Raw genomic sequence first — 18,336 nt, forward strand, 5'->3', positions numbered from 1 at the left:
ATGGGTGGAGCCGCCCCATACCTGCTCGCTCAGGGCTGGGGTACCCCGACCCATGGTTTCTCCCCTCCGGTGATTGAGGAGGCCGCGCAGCGGCCGTCTCGAAATCACGCGACGCGCCTTTCGGACCCAGCCACTCCCGGCCCGCCGCGGTCAGCGGACGCGGGCGAGGGCGAAGCCGGCCCAGCGCTCGCTCGCAAGGGCCGAGTGCGCCCGTGAGCGCCGAGTGCGCCCGGTGCCCGGGGTGCACTCGGTGCTGCAAGCAGCACTCGGTGGTTCGCGCGGCTGGGTCCGAGGGGAACGTCGCGACCCCCACGAAATGCAGGACGCCCCGACCGCCGAAGCGGCCGGGGCGTCCCGGGGACGGAGGGGATCAGCCCTTGCGGCCCTGAGTGGCGATGCCTTCGATGAAGTAGCGCTGACCGAAGGCGAACAGGATGAGCATCGGCAGCGTCACGAGAAGCGCGGCCGTCATGACCCACTGGTAGTCGCCCTGGCCGCCGTTGCCGGGGCTGAAGGCGGTCATCGCGTACGAGATGCCGAGCGGGACCGTGAAGTTCTCGATCGACCCAAAGTTCAGGTAGATGAGCGGGGCCTGCAGGTTGTTCCAGCTGGCCTGGAACTCGAAGATGAACACGATGATGAACGACGGGATCGACAGAGGTGCCGCGATCCTCCAGAACAGGCCCCAGTAGCTGGCGCCGTCGACGCGTGCCGCCTCGAACAGCTCCCTCGGCAGGCCGAGGAAGAACTGGCGTTGCAGGAAGATGTAGAACGCCGAGCCGAACAGGTTGGTCGCCCACAGCGGCACGTTGGTGCCGACGAAGCCGAGGTTGTTCCAGATCAGGTAGGTCGGGATCAGCGTCACGGCGCCCGGCAGCATCATCGTCGCGAGGATGAGGCCGAACAGCAGGTTGCGGCCGGGGAACTTGAAGTACGCGAACCCGAACGCCACGATCGAGCTCGAGAGCGTGACGAGTCCGGCGGCGAGGATCGCGATGAGGAGGCTGTTGCCGACCCAGTTGAGGAGCGGCAGCTTGTCCCATACATCCGCGTAGTTCTGCGGCTGGAAGGTCTGCGGGATGAGGCGGTTGTCGAAGACCTCGCCGCGCGGCTTGAGGCTGGCCGAGAGCAGCCACGCGAACGGGTAGAGGAACAGCAGCGCGAACCCGATCAGCAGGACCCACAGGATCGCCTTGACGACCACGTTCTTCACGTCGCGGCCGGGCGACGCGGGGCTCTTGCCACCCGCCTCCTGGATGCCGAGCGCCTGCATCCGAGGGTCGACAGTCGCCTGACTGGTGCCGATGGTGGAGCTCATCAGTTCTTGTCTCCCTCGTAGTAGACGAACCGGTTGCCGAACTTCACCTGGATGAACGTGATGATCATGATGATCACGAAGATCAGCCAGGCCATGGCGGCCGCGAAGCCGAAGTTGAAGTTGCGGAACGCCTGCTGGAACAGGTACACCGCGTAGAACAGGGACGCGTCGGGCGAGGCGTTCGTCTGGTTGCGCCAGAAGAGCAGGAACGCCTGGTCGAACACCTGCAGCGCCGCGATGGTGAGCACCAGCACGTTGAAGAAGATGGTCCCGGAGATCATCGGCACGGTGATGTTGAAGAACTGCCGCACCTTGCCGGCGCCGTCGAGCGACGCCACCTCGTAGAGGTCGCGCGGCACGTTCTTGAGGGCCGCGAGGAAGATGATCATCGTTCCGCTGACCGACCAGAGGGTCATGAGGACGATGGACGGCTTCACCCAGTTGGGGTCGGTGAGCCACTGCGGACCCTGGATGCCGATCAGCGCGAGTCCGCGGTTGATCGCGCCGTAGTTCCCGTTGAGGAGCAGGAGGAAGACGGAGGCCGCGGCGACCGACGGCGTCATCTTCGGCAGGTAGTAGAGGGTGCGGAAGAGGCCCGCGCCCTTGCCCACGCGATTGAGCAGCATCGCGAGGAACAGGGCGAACGCGATCTCGAGCGGCACCGCCATGACCGCGTAGAACAGGGTGTTGCCGAGCGCCAGCATGACCTTCGGATCCTCGAACAGCTCGGCGTAGTTGGCGCCGCCGTTCGGGACCGCCGTGTCGGTGGCGAGGTCGTAGTCGCTGAACGAGATGACGAGGCTGTAGATCATCGCGCCGAGCGTGAAGATCAGGAACCCGACCACCCAGGGGGCGACGAAGAGGTAGCCCGCGAGCGCCTCGCGCTTGTTGTACTTGTCGCGCTGCTTCTTGCGGCGGGTCCCCGCCGGCTTCGCAGCGGTCGTCGCGACCGACGACTCCGCTTCCGCGCGGTCCTCGACGGCGGTCATGACCGGAAGCCCTTCGATGCGGTCCTCGGGAGGATCTGCGAGCGGAACTGCTCGAGCTGTGGCTTCATCGTCATCCCTTCCAGAGACGGCTGCGGCTCCGGCTGCTTCCGGTGTGGCATCGTTGCCACACAGGGCGACTATAAGTGCCGACCCTGCAGGTCGCAACAGCGACGGCACCCGGAGTGCCGTCAGGCCGATGATAGAGCCGCGAGCGCATGGGCGACCCCACGACTCGGAAACGATCGCCTCGCGGCGGGCCCGGAAGCACGCCGCCGCCCCGATGCGCACGGCACCGGAGCGGCGGGGAGCGGCGGAGGGGCGTCAGGCAGGAACGACGCTCGATGCGCTGCGGACCGGAGCTAGCGACCGGTTCTCCGCCGACTCGTAGGCGGCGAGGATGATGCCCAGCACCTCGATGCCCTCCTTCTCGCTGTGGATCGGCTTCGCGCCGGTCCGCACGCACCCGGCGAAGTGGGCGATCTCGGCCGCGAACTCGTCGACCTCCGGGAACTCGAGGGTGGCCTGCTCGCCGGTGCGCAGCCGGTAGGAGAGGTTGCGGCCGTCGCTGAACAGCGCGCCCTTCTCGCCGACGACGGAGAATCGCTCGGTGTTGCTGGAGGGGTTGTACGCCCAGCTCGTCGTCAGCGTGCCGACCACGCCGTTGTCGAAGCGGACGAGCACCTGCGCCGAGTCCTCCCCCTCCATGAATTTGAGGCGGTGGGTGCTCAGCATCGCCGTCACCTCGACGGGCTCGCCGCCTGCCAGCTGCAGCATCAGATAGGTGGGGTGGTACCCCGTGTCGATCAGCTCGCCCCCGCCGCTCGTCTTCGCGGAGGCGCGCCAGCCCATCGTCTCGGGGTTGAAGTCGTTGAAGAAGCTGTCGGTGGTGCGCACCTCGTACACCTCGCCGAGGAGGCCCTCGCCGATGAGCTCCACCGCCTTCGCGACGGGCGGCGAGAACAGCTGGTTGTGCGCGCACATGAGCGTCACCCCCGCCTCCCGGACGGCCGCCTGCACCTCGGCCGCCTCCTCGTCCGTGAGGCACAGCGGCTTCTCGCAGAGGATGTGCTTCCCCGCGCGGGCGGCCGCGACGATCGCGTCGCGGTGCAGATGGTGCGGCAGGCAGATGTCGACGGCGTCGAGCTCCGCCTCCCGCAGCATGTCCTGGTAGCTCGTGTACGTCGCGGCGCCGGTGAGCTGGGCGCGCCGCTCCGCGTGCTCCTGCACGGGATCCGCGACGGCGACGAGCTGGACGGTGTCGGGGTTCTCGAGGTAGCCCTTCACGTGAGCGCCGGCGATGCCGCCCGCCCCGATGAGCCCGACGCGGATCTTTCCGTTGGAGGTGGTCATTGCTTCGGTTCCCTTGGTCTCGTGGGTCAGCGGGCCGCGGTCGGAACGCGGTAGTCGAGGGTGCGGCCGGATCTGGCTGCCGCGTTCGCCGCCTCGACGAGGCGGGTGAGCTCGATCGCCGCGGACGTGTTCTCCTCGGTGCCGGCCCCGGTCCGGATGGCGGACAGCCACAGCTCGAGGGGCATCGGCGCGGCGGGCTCGGCCTGCGGCTCCACCCAGCGCTCGGGATCGAAGGCGTCGCCCTTGCCGAGGAGGCCGCGCCCGGCGAAGCCGAGGACGAGGGTGCCGCGCGTGCCGCGGACCTCGATGGTCGAGGCTCCCGGGGTGGTCACGTTGCTCGCCTCGATCACCGCGAGCGCGCCGCCGGGGTAGCGGAGCGTGACGACGGCGTTGTCCTCCAGCGCCTGCCCGGTCACCGACCCGTACAGAGCGGACACCGACTCCGGCTCCGCCCCGAGGAAGCGCTGCGTGAGGTAGACCGCGTGGCAGCCGAGGTCGGTGAGGGCTCCGCCGATCGCGTCCGCCGGCTCGTAGAAGCGGGAGGGCAGCCAGCCGGCGACCGATCCGTCGTGCGCGAGGCGCACCCGCGTGTAGGTGATGTCGCCGAGGGCTCCGTCGGCGATCGCCCGTGTGATAGTCGCGGTCTCGCTCTCGGCGAGGCGCGGGAGGGAGACCACGAGCTTCACGTCGGCCGAGCGCGCGGCGTCCACGAGCTGCTCGCACTCGGCCGTGGTCGGAGCCAGGAGCTTCTCGGTGAAGACGTGCTTGCCCGCCGCGATGGCGCGGCCGATCACGTCGGTATGCGCCGCCGTCGAGGTGGTGACAACGATCCCATCCAGATCAGGTCGGGAGAGCAGCTCGTCGAGGTCCTCGGTGAACGGGATGCCCAGCGCCTCGGCCTCGGGCCGTCCGCGCTCGGGCTCGTCGTCCCAGGCGGCGACGAGCTCCGCCCCCTCCGCTGCCGCCACCTGGGTGGCGTAGTCGGAGGCGTGGACGTGCCAGAACCCGACGAGGGCCAGCGACAGCGGTGTCGACAAGGGATCTCCTCTGTGGGAAGCGGCATGGGAACGATGCCAGAAGCGGACCGTGGAGGGATCGTAACTTCTGCTCCGGACCAGTCGCCACCCGCTGGACAGGCGAGTTCCGCTTCGATTTCCGCGGTCGGCATGAACCGGTCGCCGAAGCCGGCCCCGCCGCCGCGATCGGCCGCGTCGGCCGGTCGACGTAGGCTCCTCGGGTGAGCTTCGGACAGGCGGGACGACCGCGCCGGGGGGTCGCGTCGCGCGACGAGGAGGCTCAGCGTGCCGCGAACGCCGAGGCGCCGCGCATCGACCATCTGCTCCGGCGCATCCTGCAGCTCTTCGCTCCTCATCGCGCAGCGCTCACGCTGACGATCGCGCTCGTCCTCATCGACGCGGGCCTCACGGTGCTGCCGCCCCTGCTCACCCAGCAGGCCTTCGACCGCGGCCTCTTCCCCGAGGGCGGCCCCGACCTGCCCGTGCTCGGCACGCTGGTCGGCCTGATGATCCTCGTCTGGGTGCTCTCCGCCGGCCTCGGGATCTGGCAGACCTACCTCACCTCGTCCGTCGGCAACAAGGTGATGGGCACCATGCGCGTCGACCTGTTCCGCCATCTGCAGGCGATGGAGCTCGGGTTCTTCACGCGCACCAAGACGGGAATCATCCAGTCGCGGCTCGCGAACGACGTCGGCGGTGTCGCGGGGGTGCTGAGCAACACCGTGTCGAGCGTCATCGGCAACGTCGTGACCGTGCTCGCGGCGTTCACGGCGATGCTGCTGCTCAGCTGGCAGCTGACGCTCATCGCCGTCGTCCTGCTGCCCGCGCTCGCGTTCGCGCAGCGGCGGGTCGGCCGCATCCGCGCTCGCATCGCGACGCAGACGCAGGAGTCGCTCTCCGAGATGACCGCGATCACGCAGGAGATCCTCAGCGTGTCGGGCATCCTGCTGGCGAAGAGCTTCGGGCGCGCCGAGGCGGAGAACGAACGGTACGCGGCGGAGAACCGCAACCAGATCCGGCTTCAGGTGCGCCAGTCGATGAGCGGCCAGGGCTTCTTCGCGTTCGTGCAGATCTTCCTGTCCGTGGTGCCCGCGCTCGTCTACCTCGCCTCGGCGTTCCTCATCCAGGGCGGCGCCGACATCACGGCGGGCACCATCGTCGCCTTCACGACGGTCCAGGCCCGCCTGATGTGGCCGCTCCTCGGCCTCATGCGAGTCGCGCTCGACCTGCAGACCTCGGGCGCGCTGTTCGCCCGCATCTTCGAGTACTTCGACCTCGTGCCCGCCATCCGCGACCGCCCCGGCGCCGTCGCCCTCGGCCCGTCCGACCGGCTCGGCGAGATCGAGTTCCGCTCGGTCGAGTTCCGCTATCCGGGCGCGCCCGCGACCGGTCGGCCGACCCTCGACGACGTCTCGTTCCGGATCGAGCCCGGTCAGTTCGCCGCGTTCGTCGGCCCCTCGGGCGCGGGCAAGACGACGATCTCCTATCTCATCCCGCGCCTCTATGACGTGACCGAGGGTGCCGTGCTCTTCGCGGGGCACGACGTACGCGACGTGCAGCAGGACTCGCTGCTGGAGCAGATCGGCATCGTCAGCCAGGAGACCTACCTCTTCCACGCGAGCATCGGCGACAACCTGCGGTACGCGCGTCCCGATGCGACGGACGAGGAGATACGCCGTGCTGCGGAGCTCGCCAACATCGCGGAGACCATCGAGTCCTTCCCCGACGGCTACGACACGGTCGTGGGGGAGCGCGGCTACCGGCTCTCCGGCGGCGAGAAGCAGCGGGTCGCGATCGCCCGGGTGATCCTCAAGGACCCTGCCGTGCTCATCCTCGACGAGGCGACGAGCGCCCTGGACTCCGTGTCCGAGCGCGCGGTGCAGGCCGCGCTCGACACCGCGTCCCGCGGCCGCACCACGATCGCGATCGCGCACCGGCTCTCGACGGTCGCCGAGGCGGACGTCATCCACGTCGTCGAGCGCGGCCGGATCGTCGAGAGCGGAACCGCCGACGAGCTGTTCCGCCGCGGCGGCCTCTACGCGCGCCTCGCCGCCCAGCAGACCGCCTGAGCGGCCTTTCGCGGCGGCCGCGACCGGTGACTAGACTCGCGGCGTGGGTATCTCGACGTGTCGCTGTCGCCGCCGCTAGGCGCCGACACCCCCGTCCCGCCCGTTCGCGTCCCGTTCCCCGGGAGCTCGGGCTCCCTATCGAAGGCAGAGTCATGAAGTACGCCCGCACGATCCTCGACGTCATCGGGAACACCCCGCTCGTCCGCCTCAACCGGGTGACGGAGGGCATCGAGGCCACCGTCCTCGCGAAGATCGAGTACCTGAACCCCGGCGGCTCCGCGAAGGACCGCATCGCGGTGAAGATCATCGACGACGCGGAGCAGCGCGGGCTGCTGAAGCCCGGCGGCACGATCGTCGAGCCGACCTCCGGCAACACCGGCGTCGGCCTCGCCCTGGTCGCGCAGCAGCGCGGCTACCGCTGCGTCTTCGTCCTGCCCGACAAGGTCGGCGAGGACAAGCGCAGCGTGCTCCGCGCCTACGGCGCCGAGGTCGTCGTGACCCCGACCGCCGTCGCCCCGGAGGACCCGCGCTCCTACTACAGCGTCTCCGACCGGCTCGCCCGCGAGATCCCCGGCGCCTTCAAGCCCGACCAGTACTCGAACCCGAACGGGCCGGCCTCGCACTACGAGACGACCGGCCCCGAGATCTGGCGCGACACCGAGGGGAAGATCACCCACTTCGTGGCGGGCGTCGGCACCGGCGGCACGATCACGGGCGTCGGGCGCTACCTCAAGGAGGTGTCGGACGGCCGCGTGCAGATCGTCGGCGCCGACCCCGAGGGCTCCGTCTACTCCGGCGGCACCGGTCGCCCGTACCTCGTCGAGGGCGTCGGCGAGGACTTCTGGCCCTCCGCCTACGACCCGTCGGTCGTCGACCGGATCATCGCGTCCTCCGACGCCGAGTCGTTCGACCTCACGCTGCGCCTCGCCCGCGAGGAGGGTCTCCTCGTCGGCGGCTCGAGCGGCCTCGCCGTCTCGGTGGCGCTCAAGGCCGCGAAGGACCTGCCCGCCGACGCCGTCGTCGTCGTCCTCCTCCCCGACGGGGGCCGCGGCTACCTCGGCAAGATCTTCAACGACGAGTGGATGCGCTCCTACGGGTTCTCGGGCGCCGGCCAGGAGGCGACCGTCGCGGACGTCCTCGGCGCGAAGGCCGGCGCCGTGCCCGATCTCGTGCACGTCCTGCCCGGCGCCACGGTGCGCGACGCGATCGCGTCGATGGAGAAGTACGGGGTCTCCCAGCTGCTGGTCCTCGCGACCGAGCCGCCCGTCGTGATGGGCGAGGTGCTCGGCGCGCTGGACGAGCGGCAGCTCCTCGACTCCGTCTTCAGCGGCCGGACGCAGCTCGGCGATCCCGTCGGCACCGTCACGGGCGCGCCGCTCGGCCTGATCGGCGCGGGCGACAGCGTCTCCGCGGCCCGCACCGCGCTCGGCGCCGCCGACGCCGTGCTCGTCACCGAGCACGGCAAGCCCGTCGGGGTGCTCACGCGCTCGGACCTGCTCGCCTACCTGTCCGCCTGACCTCGAGGAGATCCATGTCATCCGGCCTGAACACCCGCGCGATCCACGCGGGCCAGGAATTCGACCCGACGACGGGCGCGGTCGTCCCGCCCATCTACCAGACCTCGACGTTCGTGCAGGACGGAGTCGGCGGGCTGCGCGGCGGCTACGAGTACGGCCGCTCGGGCAACCCGACGCGGGACTCGCTGCAGACGCTCCTCGGCGCGCTCGAGGGCGGCAGCATCGGCACCGCCTTCGCCTCGGGCCTCGCCGCGGAGGACGCGCTCCTCCGCGCCGTGCTCCGTCCCGGCGACCACATCGTCCTCGGCAACGACGTCTACGGCGGCACCCACCGGCTCATCGCGCGCATCCTCGGCCCCTGGGGCGTCGAGGTGGACGCCGTGGAGATGAGCGACAAGGACGCGGTCCGCGCGGCCCTCCGTCCCGGCGTCACGAAGATCCTGTGGGTCGAGACGCCGAGCAACCCGCTGATGAAGATCACCGACATCGCGGCCCTCGCCGAGATCGGCAAGGAGGCCGGCGCCATCGTCGTCGTGGACAACACGTTCGCGTCGCCCGCGCTGCAGCGTCCGCTCGAGCTCGGCGCCGACGTCGTCGTGCACTCGACCACGAAGTACCTCGGCGGCCACTCCGACGCGCTCGGCGGCGCCGTCATCACGAACGACGAGGAGATCGGCGAGAAGGTCCGGTTCCACCAGTTCGCCGCGGGCGCGATCCTCGCGCCGATGGAGGCATGGCTCACGGTGCGGGGCATCAAGACGCTCGGCGTCCGGATGGACCGCCACTCCTCGAACGCCGCCGCGGTGGCCGAGCACTTCGCCGACCACCCGCGCATCGAGCGCGTCTACTACCCGGGCCTGCCGACGCACCCGGGGCACGAGCTCGCCGCCCGCCAGATGAGCGGCTTCGGCGGCATGCTGTCGCTCGCGCTCAAGGACGGCGAGCAGGCCGCGCGCACGTTCGTCGAGTCGACGAAGCTCTTCCAGCTCGCCGAGTCGCTCGGCGGGGTCGAGTCGCTCATCGGCTACCCGGCCGAGATGACCCACGCCTCGGTGCGGGGCACCCCGCTCGAGGTCGCCCCGGACATCGTCCGCCTGTCGGTGGGCATCGAGGACGTCGAGGATCTGCTCGCCGACCTGGAGCAGGCGCTCCCGCGCTCCTGACCTCGGCTCCTCGCGGGGAACGCGCGCCCTTGGGTGTCGTTTCCCCGCGAGGACGTTTCCCCCCGCGCCAAGCGGTGCGGGGCGGCGATGTGACGTGTCACATCGCGCGCCATACTGGTGCGGTGACCGCCGAGGGAACGGCCCAGCGGCCGGCCAGCATCCGGGACGTGGCCCGGCTGGCCGGAGTGTCGCACCAGACCGTGTCGCGCGTGCTCAATCAGCACCCGAGCATCCGCCCGGAGACGCGGGCGCGCGTCACCGACGCCATGGAGACGCTCAAGTACCGGCCCAACCGGGCGGCCCGCGTGCTCGTCACGAGCCGCTCGCACACGCTCGGCATCCTCACGTCCAATCGGATGCACTACGGCCCGTCGAGCAGCATCGTCGCCATCGAGGCGGCGGCCCGCGCCGCCGGCTACTCGGTGGTGACCACCAACCTGTCCTCGACCGACCCGGAGGCGATCGACGCGGCGCTCGAGCATCTGCTCGATCAGGCCGTCGAGGGCCTCGTGGTCATCGCGCCGCAGACCCGCGTCGCGGCCGCGATCTCGTCGCTCGCGATCGGCGTGCCCTATGTGACGCTGCAGTCGGAGGACGACGGGTCGCACGCGCTGTCCGTCGACCAGATCGCGGGCGCCCGGCTCGCCACCCGGCACCTGCTCGAGCTCGGCCACCGGCGGATCGCTCACCTCGCCGGCCCGCAGGACTGGAGCGAGGCGGAGGCCCGGCTGCGCGGCTTCGCCGCCGAGCTCGCCGCCTGGGACGTGCCGGCGGGGGAGCCGCTCCTCGGCGACTGGACCGCCGACGCCGGCTACCGGGCCGGCCGCGAGCTGCTCGATCGGGGCGGCGTCACCGCGGTCTTCTCCGCCAACGACCAGATGGCGCTCGGCGTCCTCTCCGCAGTGCGGGAGGCGGGCCGCGACTGCCCCTCCGACCTCAGCGTGGTCGGCTTCGACGACATGCCGGAGGCCCGGCACTTCGCGCCGCCCCTCACTACGGTGCGCCAGGACTTCGAGGAGCTCGGCCGGCGGTGCGTCGCCCTCCTCCTCGGCCGGCTGGACGGCGGCGCCCGGTCCGCCGCGCCCATCGCCCCCGAGCTGGTGCTGCGGTCCTCGACCGCCCCGCCTCGGGCCCGGTGAGGCGGCCCCGCTCCTCGCCGAGTGCGCCTCGAAACACCGAAAGCACCCTGGGCACGGGGTGCACTCGGTGCTCCGGGGCGCGTTCGGCGCACCAGGGCCGCACTCGACGGGGGGAACGCCCGCCCGTACGGTTGACACCCCGGAGCGTGCTCGCCCTACACTGGCGAGGGTCCATGTGACCGTTCACATCGAATCGACACCCGAACGAAGAGGTTCCAGAGCGTGAGTTCCTTCTCCCCCGAGGTCGAAGCCGCGATCGCGCAGCAGCGCTCAGAGGTCGCCCGCCTGCACGGTGAGCTCATCCGGTGGGGGCTCGTCATCTGGACCGGCGGCAACGTCTCCGGCCGCGTGCCCGGCGCCGACCTGTTCGTCATCAAGCCGTCCGGCGTCAGCTACGACGACCTGACGCCGGAGAACATGATCGTCTGCGACCTCGACGGCAACGTGATCCCCGGCACCCCGGGCAGCGAGAACTCGCCGTCGAGCGACACCGCCGCGCACGCCTACGTCTACCGCAACATGCCGGAGGTGGGCGGCGTCGTGCACACCCACTCCACCTACGCGGTCGCCTGGGCGTCCCGCGCCGAGCCGATCCCGTGCGTGATCACCGCGATGGCGGACGAGTTCGGCGGCGAGATCCCCGTGGGCCCGTTCGCAATCATTGGCGACGACTCCATCGGCCGCGGGATCGTCGAGACGCTGCGCGGGCACCGCTCCCGTGCCGTGCTCATGAAGAACCACGGGCCGTTCACCATCGGCTCCAGCGCGAAGGACGCGGTCAAGGCGGCCGTGATGGTCGAGGACGTCGCCCGGACTGTGCACATCGCGCGGCAGCTGGGTGACCCGCTGCCGATCCCGCAGGAAGCGGTCGACTCGCTGTTCGACCGCTACCAGAACGTCTACGGCCAGCAGGGGGACGACCGCCGATGACCACCGACGAGCAGACCACGGCCGCCCGGGACGCGATCGCCGCGGGCCGCGCGACGCTCGGCATCGAGCTGGGCTCGACCCGCATCAAGGCGGTCCTCCTCGGCGATCACCCCGGCGTCGTGATCGCGTCGGGCGGATCGGAGTGGGAGAACCGCTTCGTCGACCGGCTGTGGACCTACTCGCTCGAGGATGTCGAGGCCGGCCTCCAGGCGGCATACGCCGACCTGGCCGCCGACGTGCAGCAGCGGTACGGCGTCGCCCTCGAGGGCTTCGGCGCCGTCGGCGTCTCGGCGATGATGCACGGGTACCTCGCCTTCGGTTCGGACGACGAGCTCCTCGTCCCCTTCCGCACGTGGCGGAACACGAACACCGAGCGCGCAGCCCGCGCCCTGACGGAGCGGTTCGGGACGAACATCCCGCTGCGCTGGTCGGTCGCGCACCTCTACCAGGCCGTCCTCGACGAGGAGCCGCACGTGCCGCAGATCCGGCACCTCACCTCCCTGGCCGGTTACGTGCACTGGCGCCTCACCGGCCGGAAGGTGCTCGGCATCGGCGACGCCTCCGGAGTGTTCCCGATCGACGTGGCCGCCGCCGACTACGACGCGGAGCTGCTGCGCCGCTTCGACGAGCTCGCCGCCGGCACTCCGCTCGAGCGGCCGCTGCGCGAGCTGCTACCGAACGTGCTCGTGGCGGGGGAGCCGGCCGGGAACCTGACCCGGGAGGGCGCCCTGCTGCTCGACCCCTCGGGCGCCCTGCAGCCGGGCGCCGTCCTCTGCCCACCGGAGGGCGACGCCGGCACCGGCATGGTCGCGACCGGCGCTGTCGCCCCGCGCACCGGCAACGTGAGCGCCGGGACGAGCATCTTCGCGATGGTCGTCCTCGAGCGCCCGATCGAGGGAGTGCACGAGGAGATCGACCTCGTCACGACCCCGTCGGGCGACGCGGTGGCGATGGTGCACTGCAACAACGGCGCCAGCGAGCTGGGGGCGTGGGTCGGACTGTTCGGCCGCTTCGCCACGGCGCTCGGCGCCCCTGCGGACCCGGACGCCGTCTACGGGGCGCTGTTCCGCGAGGCCCTCGAGGGCGACGCGGACGCGGGCGGGCTGCTCGCCTACAACACCCTCGCCGGCGAGCCGATCCTCGGCCTTCCCGAGGGGCGGCCCCTCGTCGTGCGTACGCCCGACAGCAGCCTGACCCTCGCCAACTTCGTCCGCGCCCAGCTCTACAGCGTCTTCGGCGCGCTGAGCATCGGCATGGAGGTGCTGCACGCGGAGGGTGTGGTCCTCGAGCGGATGATGGCGCACGGCGGCATGTTCCGCACGGCCGGCGTCGCCCAGCGCTTCCTGGCCGGGGCGCTCGATGCTCCGGTCGCCGTCGCGCACACCGCCGCGGAGGGCGGCGCGTGGGGCATCGCGGTGCTGGCGTCCTACGTCGGCGCGGCCGACGGCACCGACCTCGACACCTACCTCCGGCTGACGGTCTTCGCGGACACCGAGATCGACACCGCCGAGCCGGACCCCGCTGACGTCGCCGGCTTCGCCGCCTTCCTCGACCGCTACCGCGCCGCGATCCCGGTCGAGCGCGCGGCCGTCGACGCCCTCTGAGGCGCCGCCCCTCCTCGACGAACCCGACGTCCCGAGCAGTCCGACGACGGACGCTTCCCGACAGAACCGACCAGAAGGAGAACAATGCCCCGTATCACCCCCGACCTCCGCACGCGCAAGGTCTGGTTCCTCACCGGCAGTCAGGGCCTCTACGGCGAGGACACGCTCCGCCAGGTCGCCGAGCAGTCCGGACGCATCGCGGAGGAGCTCGGTGCCGCGCTCCCCGTCGAGCTCGTCTGGAAGCCGGTGCTCACCGACACAGACTCGATCCGCCGGGCGGCGCTCGACGCGAACGCCGACGACTCCGTCATCGGCGTGATCGCGTGGATGCACACCTTCTCGCCCGCGAAGATGTGGATCACCGGGCTCGATGTCCTGCGCAAGCCGCTGCTGCACCTGCACACGCAGGCGAACGTCGGCCTGCCCTGGTCGAGCATCGACTTCGACTTCATGAACCTCAACCAGGCCGCGCACGGCGACCGGGAGTTCGGCTACATCCAGGCCCGACTCGGCGTCGCCCGCAAGACGGTCGTCGGGCACGTGTCCGACGAGCGGGTCGTCGCCGACGTCGACACCTGGACCCGCGCCGCCGCCGGCTTCGCCGCGTCCCGCTCGCTCAAGCTCGCGCGCTTCGGCGACAACATGCGCTACGTCGCCGTCACCGAGGGCGACAAGACCGAGGCGGAGCTGCACTTCGGCGTTCAGGTGAACACGTGGGGCGTGAACGAGCTCGCGGAGGCGGTGCACGCCTCCTCCGACTCGGCCGTCGACTCCCTCGTCGCCGAGTACGAGGAGCTCTACGACGTCGTACCGGAGCTGCGGAAGGGCGGCGACCGGCACGAGTCCCTGCGTGACGGCGCCCGCATCGAGCTCGGGCTGCGCAGCTTCCTCGAGGAGGGCGGCTTCGGCGCCTTCACGACGAGCTTCGAGGACCTCGGCTCGCTCCCGCAGCTGCCCGGCCTCGCCGTGCAGCGGCTGATGGCCGACGGCTACGGCTTCGGCGCGGAGGGCGACTGGAAGACGGCCATCCTCGTGCACGTCGCCAATGTGATGGGCTCCGGCCTGCCCGGCGGTGCGAGCCTCATGGAGGACTACACGTACCACCTCGAGCCGGGCAACGAGCTCATCCTCGGCGCCCACATGCTCGAGGTCAGCCCCAGCCTCACCACCTCGCGGCCGCGCCTCGAGGTGCACCCGCTCGGCATCGGCGGCAAGGCCGACCCGGTGCGCCTCGTCTTCACCGCGGACCCCGGCCCGGCCATCGTGGTCGCGCTGAGCGACATGCGCGACCGCTTCCGCCTCGTCGCGAACGTCGTCGAGAACGTGGCGCTGCCCGAGCCGATGCCGATGCTGCCGGTCGGGCACGCGGTGTGGAAGCCCGCTCCCGACTTCCACACGAGCGCCGCGGCCTGGCTGACGGCGGGCGCCGCCCACCACACGGTCATGTCGACCGCCGTGGGCCTCGACGCGTTCCGCGACTTCGCGGAGATGTCGCGCACGGAGCTGCTCGTCATCGACGAGGACACGACGCTGCCGCGCTTCCAGGAGTCCGTCCGCTGGAACGCCGCCTACTACCGCCTCGCCCAGGGCATCTAGGAGATCTCACCGAGTGCGCCCCTGCACACCGAGTGCGCCCGGTGCACGGGGCGCACTCGGTGTCTCCGGGCGCACTCGGCGACGCTTCCTAGCCCGCGCGGCTGAAGGCCGTCGCGCGCTCGATCGCCTCCGGGGTCGGGCGGACGCCGGTGTAGAGCTCGAACTGCTCGGCGGCCTGCAGCCCGGTCACCGTCACGCCCGTGATCGTGTCCTTGCCCAGGCGCTCGGCGAGGGCGAGCAGGGGAGTGGTTGCGGGCACCGCCACCACGTCGAACACGGTGGACGCGGCGGAGACCGCCTCCTCGGGGAAGGCGAGCTCGTCGGCGTGCGCGCCGCCCGCCATGCCGATCGGGGTCGCGTTGATGAGCAGGTCCGCGCTCGACGTCGCGTCCGCGGTCCACGCCGCGCCGTACTGGTCGGCCAGCGGGCGCCCGCGCTCCTCGCTGCGCGCGAGCAGCGTGACGTCCTCGAACCCCAGATCGCGGACGGCCGCGAGCACCGCCTTCGCCATCCCGCCGCTGCCGCGCAGCAGCACCGATCCGGTTCCACGCAGCGGCGACTCCTCGAGCAGGGCGCGCACGGCGAGGTAGTCGGTGTTGTGCGCGATGAGGCGGCCGTCGTGGTTGACGATCGTGTTGACCGAGCGGATGCGATCCGCGGACGGGGTGAGCTCGTCGACGAGCGGGATCACCGCCTCCTTGTACGGCATCGAGACCGAGCAGCCGCGGATGCCGAGGCCCCGGACGCCGGCGATCGCCTGCTCGATGTCGGTGGGCGCGAACGCCTTGTAGACGAACGGCAGGCCGAGCTCGTCGTAGAGGAAGTTGTGGAACCGCGTCCCGAGGTTGCTCGGCCGCGCGGCCAGAGAGATGCAGAGGGTCATGTCTTTGTCGAGGATCGGCACGCGTCCATCCTGGCGCGGATCGCGCGGGAGGGCCGCCGTGGTCGGCCGGGCGCCGTACCGCGCCCCTAGGCTTGCCGGCACACGCTTTCCAGAGAGGCAGGCCCCGTGGCGCGGATCGTCTTCGCCCCCGACTCGTTCAAGGGCACCGCGTCCGCGGCCGACGCGGCGGCCGCGCTGGCCCGCGGCTGGCGGGCGGTGCGCCCCGACGACGAGCTGGACGTGGCGCCGATGGCCGACGGCGGTGAGGGGACGCTCGACGCGCTCGCCGCGGCGGTGCCCGGCGCGCGCCGGATGCCCGCGAGGGTCGAGGGGCCGGTCGGCACCCCGGACGGTGGCACCGTCGACGCCGAGTGGCTGCTGCTCCCCGCCGCGGGCGGCCGCGGAAGCCTCGGCGTCGTCGAGCTCGCCGCGGCTTCGGGCATAACGCTGCTTCCGGAGCTCGCGCCCCTCGACGCCCACACCTACGGGTTCGGGCAGCTCGTCGCCGCCGCCCTCGACGCCGGCGTCGACGGCCTCCTGCTCGCGATCGGCGGCAGCGCCTCCACCGATGGAGGCAAGGGCGCGCTCGCCGCACTCGGGGCGCGATTCCTCGACGGTGCGGGAGCGAAGGTCGCCCCCGGCGGCCGCGGGCTGGCGGACGTCGCGACCGCGGACCTCTCCGGCCTGCGGCCGCTGCCGCCGGGAGGAGCGCTCGTGCTCACCGATGTGACGAACCCGCTGCTCGGCCCCTCGGGCGCCGCCGCCGTCTTCGCGCCGCAGAAGGGCGCCGACGCCGAGCAGGTCACGCTGCTCGAGGAGGGGCTCGCCCGCCTCGCCCGGCTGCTGCCCGCCGACCCGGGGACGCCGGGCGCCGGTGCCGCCGGCGGCACGGGCTTCGGGCTCCTCGCCTGGGGCGCCGCTCTCACGTCGGGCGCCGGTGCTGTCGCCGACGCGCTCGGCCTGCCGGACCGGATCGCCGCGGCCGACCTGGTCGTCACGGGGGAGGGGTCCTTCGACGGGCAGACGGCGGCGGGGAAGGTGCCGGATCGGGTCGCCGAGCTGGCGGAGGAGCGCGGCGTCCCGCCGGTGCTCGTCGCGGGCAGGATCGCGGCGCGGGCGTCCCGCTACGCGCAGGCGATCTCGCTCACCGACCTGGCCGGCTCGCCGGCGGCCGCGATGGCGGAGCCGCTGCGCTTCCTCGAGGCGGCCGGCCGGGAGCTCGCGCAGGCACTGGGGCGCTGAGAGCCCGCCCCGGCTCCTCCCGGGGCGCGGGATGGGAACCGGGGCGGGGTTCTGCGGCTCAGGCCGTGGCGGTGCTCCGGGCCGCCGCGTACTGGGCGCGGATCTCGGGGCGGGTGTCGAGCTCGGGACGGGCGGTGACCTCGAGGGGCCACTCGGGGCGGGCGCCGGTCAGCATCCACGCCGCCTGGACCGCGGCCCCGCCCGCGACGTACTCACCCGGGGAGGGTACCTCGATCGGGGCGTCGAACACCTGGGCGGCGACCGCGGCCACGGCGGGGTTCTGCGCGGCGCCGCCGATGAGCAGCACGCGCCGCTCCGTCACGCCGACCGCACGCAGGGCGTCGAGCCCGTCGGCGAGGGCGCAGAGGAGCCCCTCGACGGCGGCGCGGGCCATGTTCTCGCGCGTCGTCGAACGCAGGGTCATGCCGTGCAGCGACGCGGTGGCGTCGGGCAGGTTGGGGGTTCGCTCGCCCTCGAAGTAGGGCACGAGCGTGAGGCCGCCGGAGCCCGGCTCCGCCTCGAGCGCCAGCCGGCCGAGCTCGGCGTGGTCGACCGCGAGCAGGCGGGCGGTCACGTCGAGGATGCGGGCGGCGTTCAGGGTCGCGATGAGGGGCAGGAACTCGCCGCTCGCGCTCGCGAATCCCGCCACCGTGCCCGACTCGTCCCGCGCGGGCACGTCGGAGACCGCGAAGACGGTGCCGCTCGTGCCGATCGACACGACGGCGTCGCCCGCGGCGGCCCCGAGGCCGAGTGCTGCGGCGGCGTTGTCGCCGGCACCCGCGCCGACCGCGATGCCGGCCGGGATGCCCGGCTGGGCCACCGTCTCGCCCGCCCGGTCGGACGGCGCGAGGACTCGCGGCAGGACGACGTCGTGACCGAGCGCGAGGGCGACGAGCTCGCGGTCGTAGGCCTCGTCGGCCGGCGACCAGTAGCTCGTGCCGCTCGCGTCGGAGCGGTCGGTGACGAGGGCCTCGAGGACGGGCCCGAGCGGGGAGTCGGGGCCGTAGCCGAGCAGGCGCCAGGTCAGCCAGTCGTGGGGGAGCGCGACCGCGGCGACGCGGCCGGCGTTCTCCGGCTCGGCGTCGTGCAGCCAGCGCAGCTTGGTGGCGGTGAACGACGCGACCGGCACGGAGCCCGTGCGGCGCGCCAGCTCGGCCGCGCCGAGCTCGGTGATGAGGTCGCGCGCGGCTCCGGCGGACCGGGTGTCGTTCCAGAGGAGGGCGTCGCGGACGACGCGCCCCTCGGCGTCGAGGGCGACCATGCCGTGCTGCTGGCCGGCCACCGCGATCGCGGCGACGTCGTCCAGCCCGCCGGCGTCCTCGATGGCGGCGAGCAGCGCATCCCACCAGGCGGCGGGGTCGACGGAGGTGCCGTCGGGGTGCGTGGCCCGTCCGGTGCGGACGATCCGGCCGGTGTCCGCGTCGCGGATCACGACCTTGCAGCTCTGGGTCGAGGAGTCGACCCCGGCGACGAGCGTCATCGCTTGTCCTTTCGTACGCGAAATGCCCACTTCTGCTGCG

14 protein-coding genes are annotated in these 18,336 nt (G+C 72.0%); 8 read left to right on the plus strand and 6 right to left on the minus strand.

Annotation, left to right across the window (positions count from 1 at the left end; all coding sequences use genetic code 11):
• Positions 1–370: 370 nt before the first annotated feature.
• The 4 genes from J3P36_RS12540 to J3P36_RS12555 all read right to left on the minus strand — a co-directional run bounded on the left by J3P36_RS12540 (position 371) and on the right by J3P36_RS12555 (position 4,694).
• Entirely contained in the window at positions 371–1,318 is a 948-nt protein-coding gene (locus J3P36_RS12540) for a carbohydrate ABC transporter permease (RefSeq protein ID WP_210508509.1), read from the minus strand.
• Positions 1,318–2,307, minus strand: coding sequence for a carbohydrate ABC transporter permease (locus J3P36_RS12545; RefSeq protein ID WP_210508510.1), 990 nt, complete (start codon positions 2,305–2,307; stop codon positions 1,318–1,320). Before J3P36_RS12545 ends, J3P36_RS12540 begins: the two co-directional genes overlap by 1 nt.
• Positions 2,308–2,628: 321 nt before the next feature.
• A complete protein-coding gene (locus tag J3P36_RS12550) occupies positions 2,629–3,657 on the minus strand; it encodes a Gfo/Idh/MocA family protein (RefSeq protein ID WP_210508511.1) in 1,029 nt (342 codons plus the stop codon).
• Between the two features lie 26 nt (positions 3,658–3,683).
• The gene (locus J3P36_RS12555; protein ID WP_210508512.1) at positions 3,684–4,694 is read right to left on the minus strand and encodes a Gfo/Idh/MocA family protein; all 1,011 of its coding nucleotides are present in this window, start codon (positions 4,692–4,694) and stop codon (positions 3,684–3,686) included.
• Positions 4,695–4,894: 200 nt separating this feature from the next.
• On the opposite strand from J3P36_RS12555, the gene J3P36_RS12560 reads away from it, so the two are divergent.
• The 7 genes from J3P36_RS12560 to araA all read left to right on the plus strand — a co-directional run bounded on the left by J3P36_RS12560 (position 4,895) and on the right by araA (position 14,691).
• Positions 4,895–6,742 (plus strand): ABC transporter ATP-binding protein, encoded by a 1,848-nt coding sequence (locus J3P36_RS12560; protein WP_210508513.1) that lies wholly within the window; start codon positions 4,895–4,897, stop codon positions 6,740–6,742.
• A gap of 152 nt (positions 6,743–6,894) precedes the next feature.
• Complete coding sequence (locus tag J3P36_RS12565) at positions 6,895–8,259, plus strand: cystathionine beta-synthase (RefSeq protein ID WP_210508514.1); 1,365 nt, start codon at positions 6,895–6,897, stop codon at positions 8,257–8,259.
• 14 nt (positions 8,260–8,273) lie between these two features.
• On the plus strand, positions 8,274–9,422 hold the full coding sequence (locus J3P36_RS12570) for a cystathionine gamma-synthase (protein WP_210508515.1): 1,149 nt from the start codon (positions 8,274–8,276) through the stop codon (positions 9,420–9,422).
• A gap of 122 nt (positions 9,423–9,544) precedes the next feature.
• A complete protein-coding gene (locus J3P36_RS12575; protein ID WP_210508516.1) occupies positions 9,545–10,561 on the plus strand; it encodes a LacI family DNA-binding transcriptional regulator in 1,017 nt (338 codons plus the stop codon).
• A 222-nt stretch (positions 10,562–10,783) separates the two neighbouring features.
• Complete coding sequence (locus J3P36_RS12580; protein WP_210508517.1) at positions 10,784–11,491, plus strand: L-ribulose-5-phosphate 4-epimerase; 708 nt, start codon at positions 10,784–10,786, stop codon at positions 11,489–11,491.
• Positions 11,488–13,095 (plus strand): xylulokinase, encoded by a 1,608-nt coding sequence (locus J3P36_RS12585; RefSeq protein ID WP_210508518.1) that lies wholly within the window; start codon positions 11,488–11,490, stop codon positions 13,093–13,095. The genes J3P36_RS12580 and J3P36_RS12585 overlap by 4 nt, the downstream gene beginning before the upstream one ends.
• 84 nt (positions 13,096–13,179) lie before the next feature.
• On the plus strand, positions 13,180–14,691 hold the full coding sequence (gene araA / locus J3P36_RS12590; RefSeq protein WP_210508519.1) for an L-arabinose isomerase: 1,512 nt from the start codon (positions 13,180–13,182) through the stop codon (positions 14,689–14,691).
• Positions 14,692–14,779: 88 nt separating this feature from the next.
• Here araA and J3P36_RS12595 read toward each other — a convergent pair whose 3' ends face one another.
• Positions 14,780–15,595, minus strand: a complete 816-nt coding sequence (locus J3P36_RS12595) for a shikimate 5-dehydrogenase (RefSeq protein ID WP_307807085.1) — start codon at positions 15,593–15,595, stop codon at positions 14,780–14,782.
• A 105-nt stretch (positions 15,596–15,700) separates the two neighbouring features.
• Between J3P36_RS12595 and J3P36_RS12600 the strand changes: the two genes are divergently transcribed.
• Entirely contained in the window at positions 15,701–16,816 is a 1,116-nt protein-coding gene (locus tag J3P36_RS12600; RefSeq protein ID WP_210508520.1) for a glycerate kinase, read from the plus strand.
• A gap of 58 nt (positions 16,817–16,874) precedes the next feature.
• Here the strand turns inward: J3P36_RS12600 and xylB are convergent, their stop codons facing one another.
• Entirely contained in the window at positions 16,875–18,296 is a 1,422-nt protein-coding gene (xylB, locus tag J3P36_RS12605) for a xylulokinase (RefSeq protein WP_210508521.1), read from the minus strand.
• Between the last annotated feature and the right edge of the window lie 40 nt (positions 18,297–18,336).

The sequence above is a fragment of the Naasia sp. SYSU D00057 genome, from assembly GCF_017916505.1.
In the GTDB taxonomy this organism is placed as follows: domain Bacteria; phylum Actinomycetota; class Actinomycetes; order Actinomycetales; family Microbacteriaceae; genus Naasia.

Bases quoted from the DNA above. Each gene is read 5' to 3' on its own strand.
- J3P36_RS12540 (WP_210508509.1), bottom strand. From the start codon at position 1,318: ATGAGCTCCACCATCGGCACCAGTCAGGCGACTGTCGACCCTCGGATG.
- J3P36_RS12545 (WP_210508510.1), bottom strand. From the start codon at position 2,307: ATGACCGCCGTCGAGGACCGCGCGGAAGCGGAGTCGTCGGTCGCGACG.
- J3P36_RS12550 (WP_210508511.1), bottom strand. From the start codon at position 3,657: ATGACCACCTCCAACGGAAAGATCCGCGTCGGGCTCATCGGGGCGGGC.
- J3P36_RS12565 (WP_210508514.1), top strand. From the start codon at position 6,895: ATGAAGTACGCCCGCACGATCCTCGACGTCATCGGGAACACCCCGCTC.
- J3P36_RS12570 (WP_210508515.1), top strand. From the start codon at position 8,274: ATGTCATCCGGCCTGAACACCCGCGCGATCCACGCGGGCCAGGAATTC.
- J3P36_RS12585 (WP_210508518.1), top strand. From the start codon at position 11,488: ATGACCACCGACGAGCAGACCACGGCCGCCCGGGACGCGATCGCCGCG.
- araA (WP_210508519.1), top strand. From the start codon at position 13,180: ATGCCCCGTATCACCCCCGACCTCCGCACGCGCAAGGTCTGGTTCCTC.
- xylB (WP_210508521.1), bottom strand. From the start codon at position 18,296: ATGACGCTCGTCGCCGGGGTCGACTCCTCGACCCAGAGCTGCAAGGTC.